The sequence below is a fragment of the Streptomyces achromogenes subsp. achromogenes genome (assembly GCF_000720835.1).
Lineage (GTDB): Bacteria > Actinomycetota > Actinomycetes > Streptomycetales > Streptomycetaceae > Streptomyces > Streptomyces achromogenes.
Genome location: NZ_JODT01000041.1, coordinates 49,697 through 62,475 on the forward strand (window position 1 = coordinate 49,697; position 12,779 = coordinate 62,475).

General features: G+C 73.6%; 8 protein-coding genes. 5 read left to right on the top strand and 3 right to left on the bottom strand.

What is annotated here, in order from left to right; translation table 11 throughout:
- Nucleotides 1-121: 121 nt before the first annotated feature.
- The 5 genes from IH25_RS0132005 (at nucleotide 122) to IH25_RS0132025 (ending at nucleotide 7,965) form a co-directional block, all read left to right on the top strand.
- A complete protein-coding gene (locus tag IH25_RS0132005) occupies nucleotides 122-1,045 on the top strand; it encodes a serine hydrolase (RefSeq protein ID WP_030618722.1) in 924 nt (307 codons plus the stop codon).
- A gap of 53 nt (nucleotides 1,046-1,098) precedes the next feature.
- Nucleotides 1,099-2,124 (top strand): esterase-like activity of phytase family protein, encoded by a 1,026-nt coding sequence (locus IH25_RS0132010; RefSeq protein ID WP_030618724.1) that lies wholly within the window; start codon nucleotides 1,099-1,101, stop codon nucleotides 2,122-2,124.
- Between the two features lie 93 nt (nucleotides 2,125-2,217).
- Complete coding sequence (locus tag IH25_RS0132015) at nucleotides 2,218-5,937, top strand: ABC transporter ATP-binding protein (RefSeq protein WP_030618728.1); 3,720 nt, start codon at nucleotides 2,218-2,220, stop codon at nucleotides 5,935-5,937.
- A gap of 112 nt (nucleotides 5,938-6,049) precedes the next feature.
- The gene (locus IH25_RS0132020) at nucleotides 6,050-6,439 is read left to right on the top strand and encodes a hypothetical protein (RefSeq protein WP_030618730.1); all 390 of its coding nucleotides are present in this window, start codon (nucleotides 6,050-6,052) and stop codon (nucleotides 6,437-6,439) included.
- Between the two features lie 104 nt (nucleotides 6,440-6,543).
- Nucleotides 6,544-7,965 (top strand): S28 family serine protease, encoded by a 1,422-nt coding sequence (locus IH25_RS0132025; RefSeq protein WP_030618733.1) that lies wholly within the window; start codon nucleotides 6,544-6,546, stop codon nucleotides 7,963-7,965.
- Here IH25_RS0132025 and IH25_RS0132030 read toward each other — a convergent pair.
- From IH25_RS0132030 to IH25_RS0132040, 3 genes are all read right to left on the bottom strand, one after another.
- Complete coding sequence (locus IH25_RS0132030; RefSeq protein ID WP_030618736.1) at nucleotides 7,962-9,812, bottom strand: glycoside hydrolase family 3 protein; 1,851 nt, start codon at nucleotides 9,810-9,812, stop codon at nucleotides 7,962-7,964. The two genes, IH25_RS0132025 and IH25_RS0132030, sit on opposite strands and share 4 nt — an antisense overlap.
- 292 nt (nucleotides 9,813-10,104) lie before the next feature.
- Nucleotides 10,105-11,352: an MFS transporter gene (locus IH25_RS0132035; protein WP_030618739.1), complete on the bottom strand. Its 1,248-nt coding sequence runs from the start codon at nucleotides 11,350-11,352 to the stop codon at nucleotides 10,105-10,107.
- 90 nt (nucleotides 11,353-11,442) lie between these two features.
- Complete coding sequence (locus IH25_RS0132040) at nucleotides 11,443-12,243, bottom strand: sugar phosphate isomerase/epimerase family protein (protein ID WP_030618742.1); 801 nt, start codon at nucleotides 12,241-12,243, stop codon at nucleotides 11,443-11,445.
- Nucleotides 12,244-12,779 lie beyond the last annotated feature (536 nt).

Sequence of the window (12,779 nt, forward strand, 5' to 3'; positions counted from 1 at the left end):
CAACCCCGCCTTTCCGAACGTACGTGCAACCGTCGGCAGTCTTGGCGAGTCCACTAGGGCAGCGCACCAGTGCGCTCCAGGGCGTTCAGGGGGACGCCCGGACCTCCAAGGGGACTTTTCCATGACTCACCGGACCACCGGCCGGGCCGGCGCGCTCGCGGCCGTCGTCAGCGCCGCGCTGCTCATACCCGCCGTCACCGCCGCCACCCCGGCCGCCGCCGCCACCCCGGCCGTGACCTGCACGTCGGCCAAGGCGGGCCTCGCCGCCAAGCTGAAGAAGGACATCACGGCCGCCCTCTCGGGCCGCAAGGGCACCGTCGCCGTCGGCCTCTACGACCGCAGCACCAAGACCACCTGCACCCTGCGGGCCACCAGCGCCTACGACTCGGCCAGCACCGTCAAGGTCACCGTGCTCGCCACGCTGCTGTGGGACGCCAAGAAGCACAACCGGTACCTGACGAGCACCGAGCAGTCGCTCGCCAAGGCCATGATCACCCAGTCCGACAACAACGCGACCAGCAAGCTCTGGAAGCAGCTCGGCATGACGAAGATCAAGGGCTTCCTCAAGGCCGCCGGCATGACCAAGACCGTGCCGGGCACGGGCGGCTACTGGGGCCTGACCCAGGAGAACGTCAACGACGAGCAGAAGCTGCTCCAGCTGATCACCGCCAAGAACAGCGTGCTGAGCGACAACTCCCGCGACTACATCCAGAAGCTGATGGGGCAGGTCGTCTCCTCGCAGCGCTGGGGCACCCCGGCCGGCGCGCCGTCCTCCGTCTCCGTGCACGTCAAGAACGGCTGGCTGCAGCGCTCCACGCACGGCTGGCGCGTGCACAGCCTGGGCACCTTCAAGGGCGCCGGCCACGACTACATGATCACCGTGCTGACGCAGGACAACAGCACGATGAACTACGGCGTGACCACCATCCAGAACGTCGCCAAGGCCATCCACAAGGACCTGGTGCCGACCACCTCCGGCGTCACCCGCTTCACGCCGACCAGCCGGCCGAGCGAGGCGTTCGTCGCCGCGCCGCCGCAGGGCTGACGCTTCACGGGACGGCTTCCCGCGCGTCACCGGCCGGCCCTACGGTGACGGCCATGCGCCTGAAGACCGTATGCGCCGGCCTCGCCGCCGGCCTGGCGGCGGTCGCCTCCCTGACCGCCGCCGGGCCCGCCGCCGCCCACGCGCCGGACGACCACACCTGTTCGCCGTACGCCGTCCTCGACCGCTTCTCCGACGCGCTCGACAAGACGACGTACGACGGCACGTACACCGGCAACTTCTCCGCCCTCGCCGTGGACCGGGACGGCTCGCTCGCGGCCCTCGGGGACCGCTCGTCGCTGTTCCGGCTGGACGCCCGTACCCTCCGGCCGACGGGGGTGATCCGCCTCGCCGACGAGAAGGGCGCCGACCTCGACTCCGAGGGCCTGGCGATCGACCGCGACGGCACCCGGCTGGTCTCCTCCGAGACCGAGCCGTCCGTCCGTCGCTACGGCCCCGACGGCAGCCTCCTCGAACGCCTCCCGGTGCCCGCCGCCCTCCAGGTCGCCCCGGCCGGCCGGGCCACCGCCAACCAGACCTTCGAGGGCCTGACCCTGCTGCCCGGCGGCCGCACCCTGCTGGCCTCCATGGAGTACGCGATAGCGGGCGACTCCGCCGGGACCGTCCGCTTCCAGACCTGGCAGCGCCACCGGGGCCGCTTCACGCCCGCCGCCCAGTACGCCTACCGCACCGACCCCGGCCTCGGCGTCCCCGAGGTCCAGGCCACCCCCGACGGCCGCCTCCTCGTCCTGGAGCGCGGCTTCACCGCGGGCGTCGGCAACACCGTCCGCCTCTACCTCGCCGACCCCCGCCACGCCACCGACACCCGGAACATCGAGAACCTGACGGACCGGAGCGGCGTCCGGCCGGTGCACAAGACCCTGCTCGCCGACATCGCGGCCTGCCCGTCCCTCGGCGCCACGGCCAGGCAGCCCCAGCCCAACCCCCTGCTGGACAACATCGAGGGCATGACGGTCACCGGCCGCGACGCCAAGGGCCGCCTGAAGGTCCTCCTGGTCAGCGACGACAACCAGAACCCGGCCCAGACGACCCGCTTCTACTACCTGCGGGTACGGGCCTGACCTCGGGTCCCCCGGTTTGTTGCGGAGGGATGAAATCCGCTCGCCGCCGCGTTGGTGCCTTGCGGTAGGGCAGGACGAACGGAAGGCACCGGCGTGGCAGCGCAACGGGGATGGGCACGACGGCTGGCGGGATACGCCTGGCGGTATCCGAAGGACGTCGTCCTGGCCCTCGGCTCCTCCCTCGCCGGCATGGCGGTGATGGCCGTCGTCCCCCTGATCACCAAGGTGATCATCGACGACGTGATCGGCGGCCACAGCCGCGCCATGGCCCCCTGGGCCGGCGCCCTCATAGGCGCCGCCGTCCTCGTCTACGTCCTCACCTACATACGCCGCTTCTACGGCGGCCGGCTCGCCCTGGACGTCCAGCACGACCTGCGCACCGAGATGTACGGCACGATCACCAGGCTGGACGGCCGCCGCCAGGACGAGCTGTCCACCGGGCAGGTCGTCGGCCGCGCCACCAGCGACCTCCAGCTGATCCAGGGCCTGCTCTTCATGCTCCCGATGACCATCGGGAACGTCCTGCTCTTCCTGCTCTCCCTGGTGATCATGGCGTGGCTGTCGCTGCCGCTGACCCTGATCGCCCTTGCCGTCGCCCCCGCCCTCGGCTGGATCGCCCGGCGCAGCCGCACCCGGCTGCACCCCGCCACCTGGTACGCCCAGGCGCAGGCCGCCGCCGTGGCCGGCGTGGTCGACGGCGCGGTCAGCGGGGTGCGCGTGGTGAAGGGCTTCGGGCAGGAGGAGCAGGAGACCAACAAGCTCCGCGAGGTCGGCCGCCGGCTGTTCGCGGGCCGGCTGCGCACGATCCGCCTGAACAGCCGCTACACCCCGGCCCTCCAGGCCGTGCCGGCGCTCGGCCAGGTCGCCATGCTGGCCCTCGGCGGCTGGCTCGCCGTGCACGGCCACATCACGCTCGGCACCTTCGTGGCCTTCTCCACCTACCTGGCCCAGCTGGTCGGCCCGGTCCGGATGCTCGCGATGGTGCTCACGGTCGGCCAGCAGGCCCGGGCCGGCACCGAGCGCGTGCTGGAGCTGATCGACACCGAGCCGGCCCTGAGGGACGGCACCAAGGAACTGCCCGCCGACGCGCCCGCGACCGTCGAGTTCGACGACGTGAGCTTCGGCTACGACGAGGGGCGCCCGGTCCTGGACGGGATCAGCCTGGAGATCCGGTCCGGCGAGACCCTCGCCGTCGTCGGCTCCTCCGGCTCCGGCAAGTCCACCCTCTCGCTGCTCCTGCCGCGCTTCTACGACGTCCACCGCGGCGCCGTCCTGATCGGCGGCCACGACGTGCGCGAGCTGACCCTGGACTCGCTGCGGGCCGCGATCGGACTCGTCCCCGAAGATTCGTTTCTCTTCTCGGACACCGTCCGTAACAACATCGCCTACGGCCGCCCGGACGCCACCGACGAGGAGATCGAGGCCGCCGCCCGCGCCGCCCAGGCGGACCGTTTCATCAGCGAGCTGCCGGACGGCTACGACACCAAGGTCGGCGAACACGGCCTGACCCTCTCCGGCGGCCAGCGCCAGCGCCTCGCGCTCGCCCGCGCCCTGCTCACCGACCCCCGCCTGCTGGTCCTGGACGACGCCACCTCGGCCGTCGACGCCCGCGTGGAGCACGAGATCCACGAGGCGCTGGCCCAGGTGATGCGGGGCCGCACCACCCTGCTCATCGCGCACCGCCGCTCCACCCTGAACCTCGCCGACCGCATCGCCGTCCTGGACGGCGGCCGGCTCGCCGACCTCGGCACCCACGACGAACTCCAGGAGCGCTCGGCCCTCTACCGCCGGCTGCTCACCGACCCCGACGAGCTGGGCGGCGTCTCCCCGGGCCGCGCCCGCCCGGCCACGCCCGCCGAGGACACCTCCGTACGCGACGAGCTGGACGCCGAGTTCGACGCCGAGCGCGGCGTGACCCCCCGCCTGTGGTCCGGCGACCGGGAACCGGAGGACCGGGCGCTGTCCGGCTCCCCGGCCACCCCTGAGCTGCTCGCCCAGGTCGAGGCGCTGCCCCCGGCCACCGACACCCCGGACATCGACGAGGGCCGCGCGACGCTGCCCGAGGAGTCCTACGGCCTGCGCCGCCTGCTGCGCGGCTTCTGGCCGCCGCTGCTGATCAGCCTGGCGCTGGTCGCCGTGGACGCGGGCGCGGGCCTGCTGCTGCCGGTGCTGATCCGGCACGGCATCGACTCCGGCGTGACCCGGATGGCGATCGGCGCGGTGTGGTCGGCCTCCCTGCTCGCGCTGCTGACCGTGCTGGTGCAGTGGGTCGCGCAGATCGCCGAGACCCGGATGACCGGCCGCACCGGCGAGCGCGTGCTCTACACCCTGCGGCTGAAGATCTTCGCGCAGCTCCAGCGGCTCGGCCTGGACTACTACGAGCGCGAGCTGACCGGCCGCATCATGACGCGGATGACCACGGACGTCGACGCCCTGTCGACCTTCCTCCAGACGGGCCTGGTCACCGCGTTCGTCTCGGTCGTCACGTTCTTCGGCATCATGGTCGCCCTGCTGGTCCTCGACGTGCGGCTGGCCCTGGTCGTCTTCGCCACCCTGCCCCCGCTGGCCGTGGCCACCTTCTTCTTCCGCCGGGCCAGTGTGAAGGCGTACGAACTGGCCCGCGAGCGCGTCTCCGGGGTCAACGCCGACCTCCAGGAGACGGTGGCCGGACTGCGGATCGTGCAGGCCTTCCGGCGGGAGCGGGACGGCGGCCGGCGGTTCGCCGAGCGCAGCGCCGGCTACCGGAGCGCCCGCATCCGCGGCCAGCGGCTGATATCGGTCTACTTCCCGTTCGTGCAGCTGCTGTCCTCGGTCGCGGCGGCGTCCGTGCTGATCGTGGGCGCGGGCCGGGTGGAGGCGGCGACGCTGACCACCGGCGCCCTGGTGGCCTACCTGCTCTACATCGACCTGTTCTTCGCGCCCGTCCAGCAGCTCTCCCAGGTCTTCGACGGCTACCAGCAGGCCACGGTCTCGCTGGGCCGCATCCAGGAACTGCTGCGGGAGCCGACGTCCACGAAGACCGCCGACGCCCCGCTCGACGTGCTCTCGCTGCGCGGCGACATCGCCTTCGAGGGCGTCCGGTTCGCCTACGGCGACGAGGAGGAGGCCCTCACCGGCATCGACCTGACGATCCCGGCCGGGCAGACGGTCGCCTTCGTCGGCGAGACGGGCGCCGGGAAGTCGACCCTGGTCAAGCTGGTCGCGCGGTTCTACGACCCGACCGCCGGGCGGGTCACGGTCGACGGCACGGATCTGCGCGCCCTGGACCTCACCTCGTACCGGCACCGGCTCGGGGTGGTGCCGCAGGAGGCGTACCTCTTCCCGGGCACCGTCCGCGACGCCATCGCCTACGGCCGGCCCGACGCCACCGACGCCCAGGTGGAGGCGGCGGCCCGGGCGGTCGGCGCGCACGAGATGATCGCCCGGCTGCCGGGCGGCTATCTGCACCAGGTGGCCGAGCGCGGCCGGAACCTCTCGGCGGGCCAGCGCCAGCTGATCGCCCTGGCCCGCGCCGAGCTGGTGGACCCGGACATCCTGCTGCTGGACGAGGCCACGGCCGCCCTGGACCTGGCCAGCGAGGCCCAGGTCAACCAGGCCACCGACCGGCTGGCGGGCCGTCGTACCACGCTGGTGGTGGCGCACCGGCTGACCACCGCGGCCCGTGCCGACCGGGTGGTGGTGATGGACCACGGCCGGGTCGCGGAGGACGGCACCCACGAGGAGCTGCTGGCCCGCGGCGGCCGGTACGCCGAGCTGTGGCGGACCTTCGTCGGCCGGTCCGAGCCGGAGGAGCCGGTCGGCGCGGCCCGCTGACACGCCCCCCGCCGAATCGTTTGGCTGACGGTCGTGCAACCATCCGGCACACCCGTGCGTCCGTACAACAGTACGGAAACGGGGGAGTGTGACCGGGTACGGGGAGGACGAAGTGGACAGTGGTGCGATACGCCGGCGGCTCGCCCTCGGCGCGGCCGTGCTGGCCGCGTCCGGCGCGCTCGCGCTGACGGCGACCGGGACCGCGCAGGCCGCGACCGGCGGCTGCGCCGGGCGCGAGGTGCGGACCCTGCCGTTCAAGACCGGCATCACCCACGTCTACAAACGCGACGGCTACGTCTGCGCCGTCACCGTCCCGCGCACCCCCGGTTCCGCCCGCGTCATGTCGGTCAGCGTGCAGGCGCGCGGCAACCGGCCGGTCGTCGACGCGGGCCGCTACACCCGTCTCGCCGGCCCGGTGACCGTGCACGCCGGGCACCGCTGCGTGTGGATCAAGGGCGCGGTGGGCCGCTCCTCGGTCAGCTCCGGCTGGATCCTGTGCTGACCCGCTGAGCAGCGGCGGCCCGGCGACCGGGCGAACGTCCTCTGGTGGGGCGGGACTTGCTGGGATAGTTTCCGCGCACATCTGTCTCACAGGGGAGAGTGCGCATGCGCAAGGCGCTCAGATGGCTGCTCGCGCTCACGGTGCTCATCGGCACGCTGGGCACGACGGCCGGGGCGGCCACCGCCGCCGGGGACGAGCCCACCGACATCAAGGACCGGCTCCTGTCGATACCCGGCATGAGCCTGATCGAGGAGAAGCCGTACCCCGGCTACCGCTACTTCGTCCTGAACTTCACCCAGCCGGTCGACCACCGCCACCCGGACCGGGGCACCTTCCAGCAGCGGATCACCGTGCTGCACAAGGACGTGAGCCGGCCCACCGTCTTCTACACCGGCGGCTACGGCGTCTCCACCAAGCCCTCCCGCCGCGAGCCCACCCAGATCGTGGACGGCAACCAGGTCTCCCTGGAGTACCGCTTCTTCACCCCCTCGCGCCCCGACCCGGCCGACTGGTCCACGCTCGACATCTGGCAGGCCGCGAGCGACCAGCACCGCGTCTTCCGGGCGCTGAAGTCCCTCTACCCCGCCAACTGGCTGGCCACCGGCGCCTCCAAGGGCGGCATGACGGCCACCTACTACGAGCGGTTCTACCCGCGTGACATGGACGGCGTCGTCGCCTACGTCGCCCCCAACGACGTCGTCGACGACGAGGACTCCGCCTACGACCGGTTCTTCGCCCGCGTCGGCACCCAGGAGTGCCGGGAGAAGCTGACCGCCGTCCAGCGCGAGGCACTGGTGCGCCGCGAACGCCTGGAGAAGAAGTACGCCGAGTACGCCGCCGCCAAGAACTACACCTTCGACACCATCGGCGGCCTGGACCGGGCCTACGAGGCGGTCGTCCTGGACTACGCCTGGGGCTTCTGGCAGTACAGCCTGCTCCAGGACTGCGACACCATCCCGGCGGCCACGGCGGACGACGACGCGCTGTGGACCTCGCTCGACACCATCTCCGGCTTCGACGCCTACACCGACCAGGGACTGGACCCGTACACCCCGTACTACTACCAGGCCGGCACCCAGCTCGGCGCCCCCACCATCCACTTCCCCGGCATCGACCGGCACCTGATCCGCTACGGCTACCAGCCGCCCCGGAACTACGTGCCCCGCTCCATCCCGATGCGGTTCCAGCCGTGGGCGATGCGGGACGTGGACACCTGGGTGCGGCACCACGCCACGCACATGCTCTTCGTCTACGGCCAGAACGACCCCTGGGGCTCGGAGCGCTTCCGGCCCGGCGCGGGCGCCCGTGACTCCTACGTGTTCACCGCGCCCGGCATGAACCACGGCGCCAACGTGGCCGGCCTGGTCCCGGACCAGAAGACCCTGGCCACCGCCCGCATCCTGGCCTGGGCGGGCCTGCCGCGGGCCACCGTGGACCAGGCCCGGCCGCTGGCCCGGTACGACGCCCGGCTGGACGTACGGGACGTGGAGCGGGAGCCCGCGCCGCGGCCCCGGGCGGCCGGCTAGTACGTCAGCCCGTGCCCGATCGGGTACAGCTCCCGCGCCGGGTCGTCCGCCCGTTGCACCGGCACCGGCAGCCGCCCGCGCGGGGCCACCCGGCCGGCCAGGACCCGTGCGGCGGCGCGCAGTTCGACGTCCGTCCAGCAGTACGTGGCGAGGCACGCCCGGACGGCGGGCAGCTGCGCGATGTCGTACGGGTTGCGGACCGCCACCACGGCCACCGGTCTGCCGGTGGCCAGCAGGCGGTCGACCAGGGTGCGCTGGGAGCTGCCCGCCGTCACGTTGTACGTGGCCACGACCACCGCGTCCGCGTTCCCGGCGGCCGTGACCGCCTTGTCGACGGTCGCGGCGGAGGGCGCGGTCCCGGTGGACAGCGCGGTGGCGGCGAAGCCCAGTGCGGTGAGGGCGGCGGCCAGCACGCCGGTGGGCGGGCCGGTGGTGCCGGACGGGGAGGCCGGGTCGGCGCCGACGACCAGGACCCGCCGTTCCCGGCGGGGGTCGAAGGGCAGCGTGCGGTCCTCGTTGACCAGCAGCGTGGTGGTGCGCTCGGCGATGCGGTCGGCGGTGGCCAGATGGGCCTTCGTGCCCACCGTGCGGCCAATCCGGTCCGGGCGGGCCCAGGGGTGGTCGAGCACCCCGCGCCGGGCCTTCAGCCGCAGAATGCGCAGGATCGATTCATCGAGCCGGTCCTCGGTGAGCTCGCCGTTGTGCACGGCCGTCAGCACCGCGTTCCACGCCACGTCCAGCGAGGGCGGGTTGAGCAGCTGGTCCACGCCCGCCTTCAGGGCCAGCACCGGCACCCGGTCGTCGCCGTACTTGGTGCGCACGCCCTGCATGCCCAGCGAGTCGGTGATCACGACCCCGTCGTAGCCGAGCTCCTCGCGCAGGATGCCGGTCAGCACCGGCCGGGACAGGGTGGCCGGGTCGCCGGAGCCGTCCAGGGCCGGGAACTGGATGTGCCCGGTCATGACCGAGTCGACGCCCGCCCGGATCGCCGCCCGGAACGGCACGGCGTCCAGCCGCTCCCACAACTGGCGGCTGTGCGTGATGACCGGGAAGCCGTAGTGGCTGTCCACGGAGGTGTCCCCGTGGCCCGGGAAGTGCTTGGCGCACGCCGCCACCCCGGCCGACTGATACCCCTTCACCTCGGCGGCGACCAGCGCGGCGACCGCGTCCGGGTCGGCGCCGAAGGAACGCACCCCGATCACCGGGTTGGCCGGGTTGACGTTCACGTCGGCGTCGGGGGCGTAGTCCTGGTGGACGCCCATCGCGCGCAGCTCGGCGCCGGAGATCCGGCCGAGGGTCCGCGCGTCGGAGCGGGAGCGGCCCGCGCCGATCGCCATCGCGCCGGGCAGCAGGGTGGCGGGCTTGCCGATCCGGCACACCGCGCCGTGCTCCTGGTCGGTGGCGATGAGCACGGGCAGCCCGCGCGGCTGGGCCAGCGAGGCCCGCTGGATGCCGTCGGACAGGGCGGCGATCTGCCGCGGGTCGCGGGTGTTGTGCGCCCAGGCGAAGTAGATGACGCCGCCGACCCGGTACTTCGCGATCAGCTCGGCGGCGGTGCGGACGCCGAGTTCCTTCAGGTTGGTGTCGATGTCGGCCTGGTCGGGGGCGGTGGCGGAGTGGCCGTAGACCCGGGTCACGAACAGCTGGCCGACCTTCTCCTCCAGCGTCATGCGGGAGATCAGCTCGCGCAGCCGGCGGTCGCCGTCCGCCGCGTCGGCGCCCGCCGGGACCGTCAGCGCGGCGGTGAGGCCCGCGGTCGCGGCGAGGACGGCGCGCCGGGACGGCCGTGCGGTGTCTCTTCGCGTGCTTCCCGTACCGGTGTCGCTTCCCGTGCTGGTGTCGGGCACGTGCGCTCCTTCCAGAGGAGAACCGCTGAAGGAAACTTCCGAGGAGTCACCAATATCCGGGAAGTTTCTTTCCGTCAAGGGACTGCACAGTAACCAGGAAGAGACCGTCGACCGGGGATTCCCGCGCCGGTTGCGGCCCCTGGAGCGGCCCGGACCGGACCCCGGCCGGGCCGTCGCCACGCGGTCGTGCCGACGGCCGGCGTTCCGACCTCCGTCACGTCTTCCACCTCGCACTCGTACTCCGGCGGCTGCGCCGCCGCCGTTCCGGGTGCGGCCCGCCTCGCCGGCTCTCTTACGACACGGCCGGCTCCGTAGCGGGTGTCTTCCGGTCGCGTAGTTCGGGCGTCGTCGTGGCGACCCCGGCCACCGCCAGGACGCACAGCGCGCCGCCGGCCACCAGCGCGGTGGCGCCGGAGGTCCAGCCGGCCAGCAGGCCGCCGCGTACGTTGCCGAGGCTCGGGCCCGCCTGGCCGACGATCTGCTCGGCCGCGGTGACCCGGCCGAGCAGCGCGTCCGGGGTGCGGGTCTGCACGATCGTGGACCGGGCGACCACCGCCGTCGCGTCCGCCGCCCCGGCCAGGACCAGCAGCGCCAGGCCCATCCAGGGGCTGGTCGACAGCCCGAACAGGACCAGGGCCGCGCCCCAGCCGGCGGACGCGCACAGCATCACCGGGCCCGGCCGGGCGAGCCGGGTCAGCGGACCGGACAGCGCGGTCGCCGCGACCCCGCCCACCGCCAGGGCCGACAGGAACAGCCCGAGGGTGCGCGGGTCGTCACCGAACCGCTCGGCGTTGACCAGCGGGAACAGGCTCACCGGGAACGACAGCACGGTGGCCGCCAGGTCGGTGATCAGCGCACCGCGCACCACCCGGTGCCCGGCCAGGAACCGCAGCCCGTCCAGCGCGCCGCGCAGCCCCGGCCGGCCGGGCGTCCCCTCGGGCGGCAGCGGGGGCAGTCCGAAGGCGCCGTAGAAGGCGAGGCCGAAGCTCAGGGCGTCCAGCAGGTAGCACACGCCGATGCCGAACCAGCCCAGCAGCACCCCGGCCAGCGCGGGCCCGAGCAGCATCATCGACTGCGCGGTGACCTGTTGCAGCGCGAGCCCGGCGGCCACCTGGTCCTTGGGCAGCAGCCGGGGCAGGAACACTCCCGCGGCCGGGGCGCCGAGCGCGCCGAACGCCGACTGCACCGCGACCAGCAGCAGCACCCCGGCCACCGGCACGTGTCCGGTGAAGCCCTGCACGGCGAGCGCGAGGGAGCAGACCGCCTGGCCGACGGTGGCCGTGAGGAACACCCGGCGCCGGTCGGCCCGGTCCGCCCACGCCCCGGCGAACAGCCCGAACCCCACCAGCGGCAGGGCCTGCGCGAGCCCGACGGCGCCGGTCCAGGCGGTGCTGTGGGTGCGGTCCCACACCTGGTACATGACCGTCACCATGGTCATGAACCCACCGAGCACGGACACGGTCCGCCCGATCAGCAGCCGCCGGAAGACGGGCGAGGTGCGCAGCGGCCGTATGTCGAGGAAGGAGCCGGCGAGGCTCATGAGCGGAGGCGGGCGCGGGGCCCCGGCAGCGGTGTCACCGGGGGAGGCTAACCGGCTTCCCGCGCCGGCCGCCAACGCTTATCCCCTCGCTCAGGCGGCTTCCCCCAGCAGCCGCGCCAGGTACTCCCGGCCCTCGCCCAGCAGCTCGGCGAGCGGCGCCGCCTTCTCGTACCAGCGCTTCTCGTACTCCCAGCACAGCCAGCCGTCCCAGTCCCGCCGGGTGAGCACGTCCACGCACTCGGCGAGCGGCAGCACCCCGGCGCCGAGCGGCAGCGGGGTGGTGTCCTCGGCCGAGGCGACGTCCTTGACCTGGACGTAGCCGAGGTGCGGGGCGAGGGCCGCGTAGCTGTCGGCGGGCTGCTCGCCGCCCAGCCAGGTGTGCAGCACGTCCCACAGCGCGCCCGCATGGCGGTGCCCGACCGGGCCGAGGATCCGGATCGCGTCGGCGCCGGTGCGGTGCGAGTCGTGGGTCTCCAGCAGGATGCGGACGCCGAGCGCGGCGGCGTCCTCGGCGGCGGCACCGAGCCGTCGCGCGGCGATCGCGTCCGCCTCCTCGCGGGGGAGGTCCGCGTCGGCGCCGGGGAAGACCCGTACGAAGGGCGCGCCGAGGTCGTGGGCCAGCCGCACCAGCTCCCGGATCTCCGCCAGTACGGGCGCGTCCTCACCGGCCGCGGCGACCCGGGCGTACCCGGCCAGCCCCACCACCTCCACTCCGGCGGCCCGGAACAGGGCGGCGGCCTCGGCGCGTTCGGCGGGGGTGAGCCCCGGATGCACCGGTTCCTCCGGATGGGCCCGCAGCTCGACCCCGTGATAGCCGTGCGCGGTCGCGAGCGAGAGGACTTCCGGGAGGGGCAGCCCGGGGACACCGAGAGTGGAGAACGCCAGCTTCATGACATCGCCACGTACCCGCTGCCCGCGGGGGCCATGCACCGCCCGCCACGGGGACCGTGTACCGGCACTCACCGGGACCGTGCACCGGCCGCCACGGGGACCATGCGCCGACCGCCCCGAGACCGTGCACCGGCCGCCCAGGACCCGAGTATCGGCGCCCACCGGGACCGTGTACCGGCCGCCACGGGGACCGTGCGCCGGTACTCCTCGGGACTGTGTACCGGCCGCCACGGGGACCATGCGCCGACCGCCCCGAGACCGTGCACCGGCGCCCACCGGGACTGCACACCGGGCCGCCCTCGGCGACCACGCACCCGTGCCCCCGGCGGCCATGCACCGGCGCCCAGCAAGACCCCCCGCCGGCACCCACAGAGACCACCCACCGGCGCCCACCAAGACCACCCACCGGCACCCGCAGAGAACCAGCCCCCACGGAGACCACCCACCGGCGCCCCCAGATACCAACCCCCAGCCTCCTCGGAGACCACCCCCAGCCCCTACGGGGATCACCCACCGGCACCCGCAGAGACCAGCCC